Raw genomic sequence first — 16,911 nt, forward strand, 5'->3', positions numbered from 1 at the left:
ATTACATAAGCGAATAGCCGCCATCGACGATCACCGTCTGACCGGTGACCCAGCTTGCTTTGGGCGTGGAGAGAAACACGACCACGTCGGCAACTTCATCGGGGGTACCAATCCGCTTGAACGGGGTTCGTGCGGACACCTCGCGCTTCATATCCTCATAATTGGGAAACACCTTCAGGGCGCTGGTATCGATGAAACCGCCCGAGACGCAATTGACGGTGATATGGCGGGGGGCCATCTCGATGGCCATGTATTTCACCATATTTTCAATGGCTGCCTTGGAGACACCGATTGCCGCATAGCCGGGGATATAGCGAATCGAGCCGAGCGATGAGAGGGCGACGATCCGGCTGTGGTCCGGCATAATGGGTGAGCCGAGCTGGACGCAATGCAGGAATGCCCGGGCGTTGGTGTGCATGGAGAGGTCCCAAGCCTTGTCGTCGATATCGAGCATCGATGTGTACAGCCCGAGCGCGGCATTGGAGACCATGATATCGAGCTTGCCGAACCGTTCTTTGATCCCCTCAAAGATCGCTGGCAATTGATCGTGATTCCCCATGTTGGCGCGATGGGCGTAGCAGTCGACGCCGAGCGCCTTGATCTTTTCAACCGCTTCGTTGGCCCCCTGTCGGCTCCGGAAATAGCTGACCACGATATCGGCCCCTTTTTGAGCGAGCTTCGTGGCCACGGCAAGCCCGATCCCCCGGGTCCCTCCTGAAACAAATGCAATCTTCCCTTTGAGTTCCATCTCAAGCCTCCTGCCCAATAAGAATCACGGCCTAATCAGATCTCGTAGCCGCCGGCCTGGCTCTCAAGAGTCTCGGCCAGCGCTTCAAGACTGACCGGTGTGAAATCCGTGTCAAAAACCTGCGCGTATTTTTCGATCAGCACGTGGCTGAATGTCTTCAGATTCACTTTCTTGCCAAGTATCTTTTGCGCGGAGGTCATCACCGCCGCATCCAGGCCGCATGGATTGATCTTCTTGAAGTCCGAGAGTTTGGTATTGAGATTGATGGCGGCGCCGTGAAATGTGATCCATCGTTTCACCGCCACTCCGATCGACGCGATCTTCTTGTCTTTCACCCAGACGCCAGTGTGTTCGTCCCCTCTGGTCGCGGTAATACCGATTTCCTTCAGCGCCTTGATGATTCCGTCCTGAATACCGTCCATGAACAGATGAATATCTCTGCCACGGCGTGTCAGATTGAAAATGAAATAAGCGACCAATTGACCCGGCCCGTGATAGGTGACATCCCCGCCGCGCTCGACGAAATACGGTTCCTCGTCGAGACCGTCGAAATTCTCACGGTGACCGTCTTTGCCGACAGTCACCACCGGGTGATGCTCCACCGTGAGGATCGTGTCGCGCGCAAGCCCATGCTCGCGCATTTTCACCAGTCCGTGCTGCCAGCCGAGCACCCGCTCGTAGCTGATCTGCCCCAATTCGAGCGACCAGCCCAGGAGCTTCTCTGATGCCACCGCCGCCATCAACGCAGATTCAACAGCAGACTGGTCGGTTTGGCCAGAAACTCATGTATGCGGTGCAGGAATTTCACCGCCGTGTGACCGTCGATAAGCCGGTGATCGAACGACAGGCCGAACGACGAGATATGTCGGATAACGATCTGGTCAGCCACCACCCACGGCCGCTTGACAATCTGATGGATACCGAGGATCGCCACTTGCGGCTGGCTTATGACGGGGGTGGATGAAGTGGCGCCGAACATGCCGGCGTTGGTCAGGGTGAACGTACCGTCGGCAACGTCATCGGGTTTCAGCCTGTTGGTGCGAGCTTTTTCGCCGAGTGACGCTATCTCGACCGCCAGTTCGACAATCGTCTTTTTGTCGGCGTCCTTGATGACCGGCACGATCAGCCCCTCGTCACGCGCCACCGCCACACCGATATTGTAATAATTCTTGAGCAGTATCTCTTTGTCGGTCATAGAGGCATTGACAGTCGGGTATTCTCTGAGCGCCACGCAGGCCGCCTTGACGATAAACGGCATGAAGGTCAGGTTGACGCCATATGCCTCCACAAACGACTTCTTGATCTCGTTGCGGAAGCTGACCAGTTCGGTCATGTCGATGTCTTCGAAAGTGGTGACGTGGGCCGAGGTATCGAGCGATTTTCGCATGTGCTCCGAAATCGCCTTGCGGGCGCCCACCAAGGGCATCCGGGTGACTCGCTGCGACTCTGGCAGGGGCGCAAAGACAGGTATCGAGACACTGACCCTGGGTTGCTTGGGAGCCGGTGCGGCGACACTAACAGCAGGAGCGGCACCGGGCTGAGCAGCGAAGGCAGGGGCGGGAACCGGACCAGCGGCGAAACCGGCGCCGACCGACCGAGCCTCGACCGTACGCATGACATCTTCGACCGTTACTCGCCCTTCTTTGCCAGTCGGGATGATCGTGGAGGGGTCAACGCCGTACTCGCGGACCATCATCTTGACTTTGGGGGACATCAGGCCGCGGCCGATCTCGGCGGTCCCTTTTACCTGAGGCATCGGTGCAGGTACTGGTGCTGCAGCTGGAGGGGCCGCTTTCTGAACGGCTGCGGCCGCTGGAGCCGCCGCAATACCGGCACTAGTGCCCTTGCCGTCCTCGATGAGCGCGATTCTGGTCCCCACCGGGACAACATCGCCCACCTTGGCCAACTGCGCCGTAAGGACGCCGGCCGACTCGGCGGGAATTTCGACATTTACCTTGTCGGTCATCAGCTCAACCAACGGCTGATTGATCTCAACTCTATCGCCAACTTTGACCTTCCATTCCAGGATGGTTCCCTCCAGCACCGACTCTCCCATTTGCGGGACCAGCACATCAACTGCCATCTGCGTAACCTCTATTCACACAATCGTTATATCCGAACAAACTGGACCGATGATAACAGACCAGCCCACCTGGAGTCAAGATGCTCTAATACGGTAACTCTCAGGCAATTTCAAGCATTTTTTCAAGCGCACGGAGCGCTTCGGTCCGGGTCGGCTCCGGTACTCGTATCGGTTTGATATCCGGGTAATGCTCCAGACAGAACGCCAGATCATTCAATGTCGTTCGATACATATTGGCGCAGACCGGGCAGGTATTGCCGGAGAGTTCGAGAATGGTCTTGTCCCGATGCTGGTGCGCCATCCGGTTGATCAGATTGATCTCAGTTCCTATGGCGATAATCGAGCCGGGGGGCGCCTCCTGACAGTACTTCACGATGAAGCTGGTGGAGCCGTTGGCGTCGGCCAGCTCGACCACCTCGTGCGGGCATTCCGGATGGACCACTACCTTGACGCCCGGATATTTCTGTCTCACGTTGCGCACCTGATCGGCAGTGAAGTTGGTATGAACGTGGCAATGCCCTTTCCAGAGGATGATCTTCGCACGCTCTATCTGTTGTGCGGTCAGGCCGCCGCCTTCGCAGGAGAAGTCCCATTTGACCATCTGTTCCGGCGTCAGACCATACGCTATTCCGGTATTATATCCAAGGTGCTCGTCCGGAAAGAAGAAGGCTTTCTCGCGTCGGCTAAGGGCATAATCGAGCGCGGCGCGCGCGTTCGACGACGTGCAGATCAAGCCGCCGTTTTTGCCAGTAAACGCCTTCAGTCCGGCAGCAGTGTTCATATAGGAGATCGGCATGATTTTTTCGGCGCCACCGAACGGTTTCAGATACTCCCACGCTTCCATCACGTCCGCCATCTCAGCCATATCGGCCATGGGGCAGCCGGCAAGCGGGTTGGGTAAATAGACGTGTTGATGGTCAGCTGTCAGGATATCCGCCGACTCCGCCATGAAATGCACCCCGCAGAAGGCGATGACCTCCGCCTCTTTCCTGGAGGCCGCGATCTTGGAGAGGCCGTAGCTGTCACCAAGGTGGTCGGCGAATTCGACCACTTCGAGCCGCTGATAATGGTGCACCAGGATACAGAGCTTGGAGCCGAGTTTGTTGCGCACCGCGCGGATGCGGTCACGTAGTTCGTCGACCGTGGACTCCCGGTACTCTTTCGGCAGCGAGAAGTACACGCCTACTCTTCCTTTCGTGCTCAAGCCGGGCCCATTTCCTGAGGACCAACTCCTGCTTTTCGGTGGAATGCCCAGGGCTCACCTTGGCTTTGGGGTCGATGAAGTTCTTGGCATTGTTCACCGCCACCGCCACTTCACCGCAGCCGGTCGAAATGAGCTTAAGTTTGCCGTCGTAGGTAACAATATCACCGGCCGCATATACCCCCTCGATATTGGTACGCATGCGCCGATCCACCTTGATGGCGTTGTGTTCGATCTCCAATCCCCAACTCTCGATTGGTCCCAGATTGGTCAGAAAGCCGATATTGCAGATGATGGCGTCGACCGGCATCCGTTCTTCTTCACCGGTCTGTGTCTGAACGATGGTCACGTTTTCCACATGTTCATTCCCTTCGATCTTTTTGACTTCCCAGAAGGGATACTTCATGCGTACGGATGAATTCTTCACTTTGCGAATGGAGTCCTCGTGAGCCGAGAAGAAGTCGTTGCGATGAATGTGTGTCACCGCTTTCGCGACCGGTTCCAACATCATGCAGTAGTCGAACGCAGAGTCGCCGCCACCGACCACGAGGACGTTCTTGTCCTGGAAATCCGCAACGCGACGGATGAAGTAGTGCACACCGGCTCCTTCCAAGCGTTCGACATTGGGAACATCAAGCCGGCGCGGTATATAGGCACCGAGGCCGGCGCAGATGACCACTGTTTTGGAGCTATGAACGCCGAGGTCGGTCGTAATAGTAATGACGCCGTTGCCACCATGGTCGAGATTGAGAACCTTCTCGCCGAGACACAACTTGTGGGGATACTGCGTCGCCTGCTCGCGCATGAGCTTGACCAGGTCTTTGGCGAGAATTTTGGGAAATCCGGCGACATCGTAAATGTACTTCTCGGGATAGAGAGCCATGAGGCCGCCACCGACCTCGCCAAGCATGTCGATGGTCTTGTAGCGCATCATGCGGAGTCCGGCGTAGTACATGCCGTACATGGCCACCGGGCCGGCGCCGATGAAGGTTATATCATAGACCGCCCGATCATCGCGGTCACTTGCCTGCGTATTCATAGTTGTTCGCCGATTACAACAGTGACGGCGGGCCGATAGTGCCCGTCAAATAATAGGCGCTTTTCACCAGAGCATGATGGCGACATGCAGGCCGGACACGTCTGGTGGTCAGCGCTCCAGCCTGGCCAGGCGACGAAACAGCTCGGTATTGTCCGGCAGCTCTGTGGGCGGGACTTTCTCTGCGTACCGGACCACACCGGACTTGTCTACCAGAAAGACGGCTCGTTCGGCGTAGCCGCGCTCGCTGAGCACACCATACAACCTGGCCACACGCCCGTGCGGATGATAATCCGACATGAGAGGGAACGAGAGGCCGCCGAGTGATTTCGCCCAAGCGACGTGCGAAGGGACCGAATCGACCGATATGGCCAGAAGCTGGCAATTGTACTTTTCGAACTCGTCAAGCACGTGCTGATAGCCGGGTATCTGCGCCGCGCAGACCGGTGTCCAATCGCCCGGATAGAAGGCGAGCACGACATTCTTACGTCCCCGATACCAGGCGAGATTGAGTTCTCCCTCATTATGGGTGGGAAGCGTGAAATCCGGCGCCTGGTCGCCCACCTGCGGTCCCTTGGTGCTCAACGGTTGTGCCTGCTCCTGTCGTGGCATGTTGACCTTCAGTACTTTTCCTGGTCGTCGTCGTAACCTTCGTCGAGATCATCCTCGTCGTAGACATCGTCGTCGAGACCATTGTCTTCATCTTCCGTCCATTCGGAAAATTTGCTGCGGGGAGCCCCGCACACCGGGCAAGTCTCCGGCGGTTCCTCTTCGTCATGGACGTAGCCGCAAATATCGCATGCCCACTGCATGATCGCCTACTCCCATCCTGTCATCAAAGAATTCATAGCTCTTGCCACATGTTTGTGCAATTCAATCCTCGAGTGGCGCCCCATCGTCGTACCCGAACCAACTGTAGTTCCCGCCCAGTGCTTCTTTTTCGGCCTGAAGCAACTCGAAATGCTGGTGTTCCTCGGCCGCAAGATTGTCAAAGATGGCACGGAACTCCGGGTCCGCAACCAGACCGCGCTCCTGCTGGTAGTATTTCGTAGCAGCCAGTTCCGCTTCGATCGCCAGATTGATGAACTCCATCTCTGATTTCAGATCGGACAGATGTCCCTTGCGGAAGACGTCAGCTAGGGCGTTGATCCCTTTCTCAGGGAGTTCGCCGACCGGTTCACCGATATGCTTGTCGAAAATGGCGTACAGTGTCTCTTTGTGACGGTTCTCATCGTCGCGGAGATTCTGCAGCTTACGCCGTGCTTCCTCGTTGGTGGCCTTCTGTGACAGCAGATCATAGAAGAAGTAACCGTCGACTTCGCCTTTGATCGCCTTCTTCAGAATGGCCGCTATTTCCTGTTTGGTCTTCGCCATAGCACCCGGTCTATCCAGAATCGTTTCAAGTTTGTTTCTTCGTGCGGATATAGTCAACAGCTTTTTTGAGTCGTTCTATCACAATGGGCTGGGACAGGGTCACCAGCAGGTCATACAGACCCGGACCGGCCGACATCCCGGAAACGGCCAACCGGGTCGGATGGATGATCTTCGCCTTTTTTATACCCTTCTCCTCGGCCAGCGCCGTCAGGGCAGCTTCGACCGTCTCGTGGTTAAATGACATCAGGGACGCGAGCCGGTCGGCTAAAGCGGCCAGCAAATCTGCCGCTTCAGGCGTGAAATTCTGCTGTTCGGCGGTCGAGTCATAACGATAGTCGAAGCTAAAGAAGTAGCTTCCAAGAGAGACAAAATCGGACAGCCGGCGAACTCGGTCTTTCAGAAGCCGGACCACCTCGCGCAGATAGTCCCAGCGCGTCTCCAGCCAGTATTTGGTGCTGGCGCCCGATTCAACCAGAAGCGGCGCTACCATGGTGGCAAGATCATGGTCCGATTTGAGAGCGATATGCGCCTTGTTAAACGCGACCAGCTTCTCTTCATCGAACACGGCGTTGGAGGCGTTCAGGTATTCGGCCTGAAAGATATCGATCAGTTCGGTCGGAGTGTAAATTTCACGGTCCGTTTTGGGATTCCAGCCCAAGAGGCAAAGATAATTGAACATAGCCTCTGGGAGTATCCCCTCGTGCTGGTATGCGGCTACGTCCTTATCCCCCAGCCGCTTAGAGACCTTTTGTTTGTCGGGTCTCAAAATGAGCGGTACGTGTCCGAATTTGGGTATTTCCCACCCGAGCGCACGATACAAGTGAATCTGCTTGAAGGTATTCGAAATATGATCGTTGCCGCGAATGACATGTGTGATTCTCATGTCATGGTCGTCGATCACGACAGCGAAATTGTAGGTTGGACTGCCGTCGGACCGCGCCGCGACAAAATCCTCGATATCGTCATTCTTGCGCGTTATTTTTCCTGAAACTATATCGTCGTATGATGTCTCACCTTCGGGTATGCGTAGCCGCACGGCATAGGATTCTCCCGCGGATAACTTAACATCGATCTGCGCTGGAGTGAGCGCAAGGCATTTGCGGCTGTATTTTGGCGCCCGCTTTTCGGCAGTGGCCCGAGCCCGCTCGGCCTCGAGTTCCGACGGGGCACAGAAGCATCGATAGCCATGCCCACTGTCAAGCAGCTTCTGCACGTACTCACGGTGCAGCTTCATCCGCGTTGACTGGTACACCACCTCCTCATCCCAGTCCAGCGCGAGCCATTTCAGAGCCGAGAGGATCGGTTCGATGAGCGACGCATCGGACCGCTCGACATCGGTATCCTCGATGCGAATGAGAAACCGGCCGCCATTGTGCCGCGCGAAAAGAAAGTTGAAAATGGCCGTGCGGGCTGTGCCGACGTGGAGATAACCGGTCGGAGAAGGTGCTATGCGGACGCGAATCTGGTCTGGTGTCATCTGGTTCGCTCTGGCGTCACTCATACTTTGAGCCGGGGGGCGGCTGCTTCGGTTCTACTGCCGGAGGAGGCGGGGGCGGTGCGGTCGCGGGACCGGAGGTCGGCTGCGGGGGGCACTGTCCCGGGGGAGGCGGTGGCGTCGAATGCGGGGTCCACTCGGGTTTGACTTCGGCCAACTCAAACTCGATACCTCCGGCGAAGCGGGCGATGGCGTTGTAAATGAGCACGACAAGAGCGCCCAGTACCGTGTTGAAAAACGCTCCCATGAGAGAGAACATGATGGGAAGAACGATCATGAGGATGCCGATCGGGAGCTGCGCGACATCGAACTCCGCCCCGGGAACGCCGGGTATCTGGCGCATGACGGACACGATGAAGCCGAAGAACATCGCGTACAAGAGCCCCACGATAAACCCGATAATCAGATTGAGAAAGAACGAGACTTTCACGAACGGCCAGACGGCCATCGTTTTCAATTCATAGCGCATGCCCTGCCTCCTGCACTGCCATCAGATCTGCGGCTGTTCAGCTTCTACGGCGAAGATATGGTCGGTCGTTCTTCCGAACAAGCGGTCTGTCAGGTCCGGGTCAACTTGCAGATGAACCGGGCGTCGACCGCTTTGCACATGTTCTCATCCGGTGATGCGATGAACGGGTTGATATCGATCTCCGAGATCATGTCAAAATCCTGGACCAGTTGGGATATCCGAAGCAGCGTTTCTTCGACGGTCGGCAGATCGACCGGCCTGGCCCCGCGGAAACCGGTCAGCAGCGGGTATGATTTGAGAGACCGGATCATCTCGCGGGCCCCTTCATCGCTGAGGGGATGAACGCGAAAGGCAACATCTTTCATGACCTCGACATATATGCCCCCAAGCCCGAACATAATGAGCGGGCCGAAAGAGGGAACGTTGGTCATCCCGATAACGGTTTCGATGCCCCCCTCGATCATCTTCTGGATCGCCACCGAGAACTTCTCCCCCTTTTTGAGCTTACCGACCCGGCGTTGCAGCTCGGAGAACGACTCTCTGGCCTCTTTGTCGGAGCGGATATCCACCATCACACCCCCGACTTCGGTCTTGTGGAGGATCGGCGGCGTGTTGATCTTCATGACCACCGGATACCCTATCTCCGAGGCGACCGCCGCAGCTTCCTTGATCGACTCGGCGAATTGGTAACGCGCCGTAGGGATACCGTAGGCATCCAGTATCTCGATGGCGTCTTCGCCCACGATCGCGCCATCCTGACCTTTCAGCACCCGCTTCATGATCGCCTGCACCCGTGAGGTATCGACACGGAACGTCCGGAATTTCCCTTTCGGTTTTGACAGCCACTGGCGATACCCCCAGACGGTGGCCAGAGTCTGCGCGATCGCTTCCGGGAAAATGTACACCGGAATGCCATGCGACTTGAGGTAGTTGATACCGACCGAACCCTCGCCGGCACCCATGAAGCAGGCCAGAACGGTCTTGTCCGTGCCGGCGAGAGCTTCCTGAATGTTGGTGGCAACATCGAGCTGATCGATGGTCACCGGCGGCACGAATATCGGGATAATCGTATCGTAGCGTTTGTCGGTCTTCACTGCTTCCAGAGTCATCCGAAACTCACGGCCGGCGGCACCGGCTACCATATCCATGGGGTTAGCGAACGAGGCGTGCGCCGAACTGAATTTGCGCAACTCTTTGATCGTTTGAGGTGAAAGCGGCGGCATATCCAGACCGTTGTTGATGAGCGCATCGGTGGCCAGGATGCCAGGGCCGCCGGCATTGGTTACGACTACAACCCTGTTCCCTTTGGGCACGGGCTGCATCGAAAGAGCCGAAGCAACATCAAATAGTTCTTCGACCGTGTCGACTCGCATGACACCCGTCTGCTCGAACAGGGCATCGACTCCCACATCGACATCGGCAAGTGCGCCGGTGTGTGACGACGCCGCCTTCGCGCCAAGCTTGGTGCGACCGGACTTCACGGCTACGATCGGTTTGATGCGTGAGATCTCACGCGCGATCTGGGTGAAATGGCGCGGATTGCCGAAGTTCTCGACATAGAGCAGGATAATGTCGGTACGGGGGTCATCACGGAAATATGTCAGGATGTCGTTGACCGAGATATCTGCTTTGTTGCCGATTGATACGACCACCGAGAACCCGATTCCCAGCTCTTTCGCCTGGGACATGATGGCTTCCCCCAAGGCGCCGGATTGCGACACGAAACCAATTTTCCCAACATTGGGGAATGTCTTGCCGAAGGTAGCATTCAGATTGATGGTCGGATCGGTATTGACGATCCCCATACAGTTCGGACCGATGAGTCGTATGTTGTATCGATGGCAGAGCTCCACTATCTCCAGTTCGCGCTGCTTACCCTCGGATCCGGTCTCGGAAAAACCGGCCGAGATCACTACCAGCCCATGGACCCCCTTTTCGCCACACTGGCGCACAACCTCTTTGACCGCCAGTTTGGGTACAATGACCACTGCCAGATCGACCGCATCGGGAACATCAAGGACTGTCGAGTAAGCCTTTATGGAATGAATGACCGGAGCTTTAGGGTTAACCGGGAACACCTTCCCGTTAAACTCCGCCGAGAGGATATTGTGAAGAGTTTCACGACCGATTGTTCCCTTTTGAGTCGAGGCACCGATCACTGCCACTGAGGTCGGCCGGAAGATAAAATCAAGTTCATGTCGCATATGTGTCACAGTCACAACGAGTTATTTGCATTCATCTATTGGTGTACGGGCGTTCGTGAGGCGTTGACAAACGTCATTGGTTCTCATCACAACCTCGCGAACGGCGACAGGAATGAATGTATTCGGCGACGAATGTCAAGGGAAAGTTGGGACGTTGAGGTTGTGAACCTGCCCGTCGGAAACGGCTCAGGCCGGAAAGCTGACTTTCCGGCCTGAGCGAAAGACTATGCATGCGAACGCACCGCCCTACTACGCTGTAGTGTGCGCCTCTTTTGAGCTCTTCTTTCCGTCGGCGTGTTTAATGGCCGCATGGGCGGCTGCCAGACGTGCTATCGGCACACGAAAAGGAGAGCAGGAGACATAGTCCAGGCCGACCTCGTGACAGAAATCAATCGAGGCCGGGTCGCCGCCATGCTCGCCGCAGATACCGACTTTGAGATCCGGCCGTACGGCGCGCCCCTTCTCCTTGCCCATTCTCACGAGCTGGCCCACTCCGTTGGCATCGATCGAAACGAACGGGTCGTTGGGCAGGACCTGGTGCTGGACATAATACCCGAGGAACTTGCCGGCATCGTCGCGGGAGAAACCCATGGTCATCTGGGTGAGGTCGTTGGTGCCGAAGCTGAAGAATTCCGCCTCGACGGCGATCTCGTCCGCGGTGAGTGCCGCGCGCGGGATCTCGATCATCGTACCGACCAGGAACTTGAGGTCCTTGACTCGCATTTTGTTCATTACTTCGCCGGCAACGCGCATCACGAGCTCCTTTTGGTTCTTGAACTCGTTGACGTGTCCGACCAGGGGGATCATGATCTCTGGAAAGACCGGAATCTTGTTACGATGCAGATCGCATGCGGCCTCGAGAATGGCCCGCACCTGCATCTCCGTGATCTCCGGGTAGACAATACCGAGACGGCAACCGCGATGTCCAAGCATTGGGTTCAACTCGGTCAGTTCCTCGGTGCGCTTGAGTGTCTTCTGGAGAGCTTCAAGCTGCTCCTCGTAGTCATCGCTCTTGGGATCAAGCGCCTTAATCTTTACCAGAACATCTTCACGCTTGGGCAGGAACTCGTGAAGCGGTGGGTCGAGCGTTCGGATCGTCACCGGCAGGCCCTGCATCGTCTCGAACAATCCCTTGAAATCCTTCTTCTGGAACGGCAACAAGCGGTCGAGCGCCGCCTGTCTTTCTTCGGGCGAATCGGCCAGGATCATCTCCTGCACTATTGGAATGCGGTCATCGGCGAAAAACATGTGCTCGGTCCGGCAGAGACCGATTCCCTCAGCGCCATATTTGATTGCCTGTTGGGCATCGCGCGGAATATCGGCGTTAGCGCGCACTTTGAGACGGCGCGTCTCATCGGCCCATTTCATCAGTTCCGAGAATTCGCCGGACAGTTCCGGCTCGATCGTCGGGACGGCGCCCAGAATAATCTCGCCGGTGGAGCCGTTGAGCGTGACAACTTCCCCTTCTTTGATCGTCAGTTTGCCGACGGAAAACTGCTTCTTGGCGGCGTTCACACGAGCCATTTCGGCGCCGGTCACACAGCATTTGCCCATACCCCTGGCCACCACAGCCGCGTGCGAGGTCATGCCGCCGCGAGACGTGAGAATGCCTACCGCGACATTCATCCCCTCGATGTCATCGGGGTTAGTTTCATCGCGGACCAGAATGGTCGACTCTTTGGCGCCGTGTTTGACGACGTCCTCAGCCGTGAAATAGACTTTGCCCGAGGCAGCGCCGGGTGACGCGGCCAGGCCTTTGGCGATCACATCGTACTTGGCGTGCGGGTCGATGCGTGGATGCAAAAGCTGGTCGAGCGATTGCGGTTCGATCCGCATGAGCGCCTCTTCCTTGGTGATCAGCTTCTCCTTGACCATGTCGACGGCGATCTTGATGGCGGCCTGGACGGTCCGTTTGCCGTTTCGAGTCTGCAGCATGTAAAGCTGGTTCTCCTGAATGGTGAACTCGAAATCCTGCAAGTCCCGATAATGCTTTTCCAGGCGAGTGGTGATCTCTTTGAGTTGTTTGTAGATGTCGGGCATATCGTGGCCAAGGTCGGCGATCGGCTGCGGCGTGCGAATCCCCGCAACGACATCCTCGCCCTGCGCGTTAATCAAGTATTCGCCGTAAAATTCCTTGGCGCCCGTGGCGGGATTCCGGGTGAATCCGACACCGGTTGCCGAACTGTTTCCCATGTTGCCGAACACCATCGCCTGCACGTTCACGGCCGTGCCGAGGTCGGCGGGGATGTTGTTCATTCGGCGATAGCTGATCGCGCGCGGGTTGTTCCAACTGCGGAATACGGCGTCGCGCGAGAGACGCAACTGAGCCCAGGCATCTTCCGGGAACGGCTCGCCGGTTTTGCGCTTGATGATCTGTTTGTATTTCTTGATGATGTCTTTCAGGTCATTTACCTGAAGCGAGCTATCCTGTTTGATGCGCCTTTCGTGCTTCTTCTCGGTGATGATTTCCTCGAATTGCTCTTTATCGATGCCCAACACGACGTTGCCAAACATCTGTATGAAGCGCCGGTAAACATCGAGTGCGAAGCGCGGGTTGTTAGTCTTTTTGGAGAGCCCTTCGACAGTCTCTTCATTGAGACCGAGATTGAGGATAGTGTCCATCATGCCGGGCATGGAAAATTTTGCGCCGGAGCGAACCGACACCAGGAGCGGATTGGCCGGGTCGCCGAACTTCTTGCCGGTCTCGTGCTCGACCATGGCAACCTGCTTTTCGAGCTCCTTGTCCAATTGCTTGGGGAGCTCCATGCCGTTCTCGTAGTAGATCTTGCAGACCTCGGTGGTGATCGTGAAGCCGGGCGGGACGGGAATTCCGGCGTTGACCATCTCGGCCAGGTTGGCCCCTTTGCCGCCGAGCAGATCTTTCATGCCGGCATTCCCTTCGGCCTTGCCGCCGCCAAAGAAATAGAAATACTTGCCGGTCAGCTCCAGTTTGGCGCCACCGCTTCTGGGTTTCGCCGTCACCGGTTTCGACGCACTCTTGGGGGGGGCTGTCTTTTTGGGTGCCACAGTTTTCTTAAGAGGCATACGCACATCCTTACCCGAATCAGGTCCACGATTTTTTCTGGCGGGAATCTATGGTAAAGCCTGCTGACGAGCAATAGAAAAGGCGACCGCGAACGTTATGTTCGGATCGGTCGCCTTGCTTGCTGGCCGCCTTGCCCGCCTACATGGTGAAGAGTCGTTCCCCTCGGATGATCTTCTCCAAAATGCGCACCGTCTTCTCAACCGGCGAGTGCATGATGTCGGTCGTGTTGTAGGTGCTTCGCACGACCTCGCGTGATGCGGACATGCCGGCCTTCCCGCGACCACCCCGGAGTTTTTTCTTGTGGGTCAGGTTGTACTGACGCTGGTACTCCTTGGCCTTTTCCTTGTGCATCTGGTAATACCGACGCTGATACTCCCGTCGCGCTTCCGCAGTGGACAGTTTCGAGGTTGTGCTTGTTGGCTGGGCTGCCCTGTCGGCCGTCTCGGTGCTGGTGATGGCGGGAGATCGTTTCTCCATCCGAGCCATTACCTACCTCACTTTCCCTGTGTCAAGTGTTGCTACCCTTTTTGCGAAATCGCGCAACCGCGATTGGTTCCTCACACCGAGATGTAGTTAGGAAAAATTTGCCTGTATGTCAAGCACTATTTTCGTCTTTTTTCTACGTCGACCTCCTTTAAGCTCTACCCTGACAATGAATTATAATCAAACAGTTTCGTATTGTCTCGTAACTTATTGTGAGATAAGGCATTCTCCGGAGCGTACCTGCATGCCACAACTCCTTATGTCGCAATGCACTACAGTGATGCTCCGTACCCGACACTGCTCTGTTTCCTGTCGACCTGCCATCACTTATTCGTACGAACTAATCCTCCGGATTGTCAACAAAAAATCCCGCCGAAATCGCTTCGGCGGGATTGTTTTTGTTGCCTTCGCCTGTTTACGCCGCGGGTGATTCGCGTCTCTTCAAATGTTGCACGATCTCCCAAGCGATATACGCGATCAGCATCACGACGATCAGCCAGAAGATCAAGGGGAACCATATCGAATGGTTGGGGTTGGCGTCATCAAAGGCGGTCTTCAGCCAGCTCCGGTTAAGGAACTGCACGCGCTCGATGAAGAGCGAGATACGCGCCATGACGGTATAGCCGAACGATGCCCCGAACCCGATCATCAGGATCCAGATTCCGAACTTGGCGAGCACGCCGAAAGCGCCGGTGTGCGCTTTGGAAAAGAAGAAGTAGGACAGTGCGGCCAGCGCTCCGACCAGAACGATGAGCTGCGACAACGCTGATGTCGGGTCAAACAAACCGGAACCAATGAATGTCTCCCACGAGATGTTCGACATCATCGCGTACAACTGCTTGTTCACGCGGTTGGACATCTCGAGCGGGACCGCCAGACCGGCGGATATCCCGATATAGAGCGCCATCGGCCAGCGTGACATCCATGAGTACTTCTTCGAAAAGCGGGTCCACATCAGTGCGCCCAGGAAACCCGGAATGAGGTACCAAGGAGCCGAGGAGTCCAACCACACCTTGTACCAGTGACCGTCGGACAGTTTCGCGAACAGGTTCGGGTAGAGGCTGTTGTGCCAGAGCAGAATGGAGAAGTACCCGGTAGCGGTACCGACCATGAGATGTTCGGCAAATTTGTAGAACGGATTGTCCTTATACAGGAAGCTGAATATCGCCAGCGTCAGAAACGCGGCCAAGCTTGTCCAGAGATACGTTTCAAAGTCCATGCCTACCTGCCTTCCGTCGCGCGACGGCGCCGGGACGTGAAGTACCCGACGTTGCCTACGACTATGAACGCAATGATCACGATGTGCGCGAAGACCTGAATGCGCATACCATCGGTTGCGGGACCGGGGTTGTCGGCGAGTTGCTCATATTGCGCCGCTCCGAGAAGCCCCCCCATGAGGCCGAATATCTGACCGGAATTCAGGTACGGGTAGTAGTCGGCCGCCATGACGCCGGTGGTGCCGAGCGCCAGCGGGAAGTTGAAGCGCCCCTGACCATACGAGACCCAGGCGTCAGTAATGTTGCCACCGGAAAGATCGATCACACAGGCTACTTGCTTGTAGTTGATGACGCCATTCATGATCGGCAGAGAGTCCAGCGGTCGACCATAGTAGTCGATCGGGAACGGCAACCGGAAATTCTGCCCCATCCCAAGAATCTGCAATATGAAGTACGGTTTGTATCCCAGGAACACATAGTCGACGCCGTTGACGAGTTCTCGCCCCTTATACGCCACACCGTGGTATGTTTGGTCAAGCTTCATGGAATCCGTGATGTCGTGAATCGCCGCATCCACCATTCCGGAGCCGTACTGCGACAGCGTGCAGAAGATGATCCGCAGGTCCTTGCGGAAGCAGTGCTCCATGATAGCGTATGCCATCGGATGCAACTCAGCCTGCATGGAGGGATCGTAGTCGATGCCGAGATACACGATCTGGCCGGGTTGGAGCTTGCCGACGAATTCGTATATGCTGCGGACCTCGCTGTTGATCCGGATCGGGATTTGAAACGAGACAGCATAGGTACCGACCACGACGACAGCCAATAGGAGGAACACCCAGCGGCGGTCGATCGCCATCATCTTTTCGAAGATAGTCATATTTCGACCTCCTTATCCTTTCCCCATGTAGCTTCGTTCGATACCCAAAATCACTTTCAGGGCCGTGGCCACCATGCCCAGGCCAATGCCGATCACGATGGCGCGCTTGGCAGCCAGGTTGGGGACATTGAGCAGCCAGTTGGCGGCGTTGCTGACATAATCACCGAGCGGTCCGAGATAGGGATTGAAGCGAAGCATCAGGATGAGCGCCGCCGCCAGCAGCAGCGTCGCCAGCACATTGCGGGCGCGAAAGGCGCGATACGCTGCCGACGCAATGAAGAACGCCAGCAGGGAGAAAATGGTCGACTGGATCGGCCGTATGACATACTCGTATGCATGACGGTACATGTAACTCTGGAGTCCTTCCGTCGTGCTGAAATGCAGCCCCCAGCTCCCGTCCACTTTGGCGAGGAAGCCGAAGCAGATGGTCGCAAACAGACTTATGAGCAGCACGACCGAGTAGCCGCGGTCCGGCTTGTGCTGCCGCAGTTTGTCGTAGTTCACTCTGAACAAAGACCAGATGCCGAGCACCAGCGCAAAAACGCCAATGATGGTGATCCAGTCGAGCAGGTACTCGTAGATCCACTCCGACGATTCATGCGGGACGAAATACTGAAACACCATGAAGAGTCCGAACACCAGGACCAACAGTATGGGAATCTGTCGCTTCATTGT

16 protein-coding genes are annotated in these 16,911 nt (G+C 56.4%); all 16 read right to left on the minus strand.

Features of this window, described 5'->3' with window-relative positions; genetic code table 11:
- Window position 1 precedes the first annotated feature (1 nt).
- Window positions 2–748: an SDR family oxidoreductase gene (locus tag AB1644_02935; GenBank protein MEW6050003.1), complete on the minus strand. Its 747-nt coding sequence runs from the start codon at window positions 746–748 to the stop codon at window positions 2–4.
- A gap of 35 nt (window positions 749–783) precedes the next feature.
- Entirely contained in the window at window positions 784–1,488 is a 705-nt protein-coding gene (gene lipB, locus AB1644_02940; protein MEW6050004.1) for a lipoyl(octanoyl) transferase LipB, read from the minus strand.
- The gene (locus tag AB1644_02945) at window positions 1,488–2,831 is read right to left on the minus strand and encodes a dihydrolipoamide acetyltransferase family protein (protein MEW6050005.1); all 1,344 of its coding nucleotides are present in this window, start codon (window positions 2,829–2,831) and stop codon (window positions 1,488–1,490) included. Before AB1644_02945 ends, lipB begins: the two co-directional genes overlap by 1 nt.
- Before the next feature lie 100 nt (window positions 2,832–2,931).
- A complete protein-coding gene (gene nadA, locus AB1644_02950) occupies window positions 2,932–4,035 on the minus strand; it encodes a quinolinate synthase NadA (GenBank protein ID MEW6050006.1) in 1,104 nt (367 codons plus the stop codon).
- Window positions 3,956–5,071: an NAD(P)/FAD-dependent oxidoreductase gene (locus AB1644_02955; protein ID MEW6050007.1), complete on the minus strand. Its 1,116-nt coding sequence runs from the start codon at window positions 5,069–5,071 to the stop codon at window positions 3,956–3,958. Before AB1644_02955 ends, nadA begins: the two co-directional genes overlap by 80 nt.
- Before the next feature lie 108 nt (window positions 5,072–5,179).
- Complete coding sequence (locus tag AB1644_02960; GenBank protein ID MEW6050008.1) at window positions 5,180–5,680, minus strand: peroxiredoxin; 501 nt, start codon at window positions 5,678–5,680, stop codon at window positions 5,180–5,182.
- A gap of 8 nt (window positions 5,681–5,688) precedes the next feature.
- Window positions 5,689–5,880, minus strand: coding sequence for a rubredoxin-like domain-containing protein (locus AB1644_02965; GenBank protein MEW6050009.1), 192 nt, complete (start codon window positions 5,878–5,880; stop codon window positions 5,689–5,691).
- A gap of 61 nt (window positions 5,881–5,941) precedes the next feature.
- Window positions 5,942–6,442, minus strand: coding sequence for a ferritin family protein (locus tag AB1644_02970; protein MEW6050010.1), 501 nt, complete (start codon window positions 6,440–6,442; stop codon window positions 5,942–5,944).
- Window positions 6,443–6,467: 25 nt separating this feature from the next.
- Entirely contained in the window at window positions 6,468–7,943 is a 1,476-nt protein-coding gene (gene gltX / locus AB1644_02975; protein ID MEW6050011.1) for a glutamate--tRNA ligase, read from the minus strand.
- The gene (locus tag AB1644_02980; protein ID MEW6050012.1) at window positions 7,936–8,406 is read right to left on the minus strand and encodes a DUF3566 domain-containing protein; all 471 of its coding nucleotides are present in this window, start codon (window positions 8,404–8,406) and stop codon (window positions 7,936–7,938) included. Before AB1644_02980 ends, gltX begins: the two co-directional genes overlap by 8 nt.
- An 89-nt stretch (window positions 8,407–8,495) precedes the next feature.
- The gene (locus AB1644_02985; protein MEW6050013.1) at window positions 8,496–10,610 is read right to left on the minus strand and encodes an acetate--CoA ligase family protein; all 2,115 of its coding nucleotides are present in this window, start codon (window positions 10,608–10,610) and stop codon (window positions 8,496–8,498) included.
- Between the two features lie 249 nt (window positions 10,611–10,859).
- Window positions 10,860–13,655: a pyruvate, phosphate dikinase gene (ppdK, locus tag AB1644_02990; protein ID MEW6050014.1), complete on the minus strand. Its 2,796-nt coding sequence runs from the start codon at window positions 13,653–13,655 to the stop codon at window positions 10,860–10,862.
- Between the two features lie 139 nt (window positions 13,656–13,794).
- A complete protein-coding gene (locus tag AB1644_02995) occupies window positions 13,795–14,142 on the minus strand; it encodes a hypothetical protein (GenBank protein ID MEW6050015.1) in 348 nt (115 codons plus the stop codon).
- A 412-nt stretch (window positions 14,143–14,554) separates the two neighbouring features.
- Entirely contained in the window at window positions 14,555–15,358 is an 804-nt protein-coding gene (locus AB1644_03000) for a hypothetical protein (GenBank protein ID MEW6050016.1), read from the minus strand.
- A 2-nt stretch (window positions 15,359–15,360) separates the two neighbouring features.
- The gene (locus tag AB1644_03005; protein ID MEW6050017.1) at window positions 15,361–16,236 is read right to left on the minus strand and encodes a hypothetical protein; all 876 of its coding nucleotides are present in this window, start codon (window positions 16,234–16,236) and stop codon (window positions 15,361–15,363) included.
- Between the two features lie 12 nt (window positions 16,237–16,248).
- Window positions 16,249–16,908 carry a hypothetical protein gene (locus AB1644_03010; protein MEW6050018.1) on the minus strand — a complete coding sequence of 220 codons (660 nt, stop codon included), beginning with the start codon at window positions 16,906–16,908 and terminating at the stop codon, window positions 16,249–16,251.
- Between the last annotated feature and the right edge of the window lie 3 nt (window positions 16,909–16,911).

It is taken from the genome of Candidatus Zixiibacteriota bacterium (assembly GCA_040753875.1).
In the GTDB taxonomy this organism is placed as follows: Bacteria; Zixibacteria; MSB-5A5; order GN15; family FEB-12; genus DATKJY01.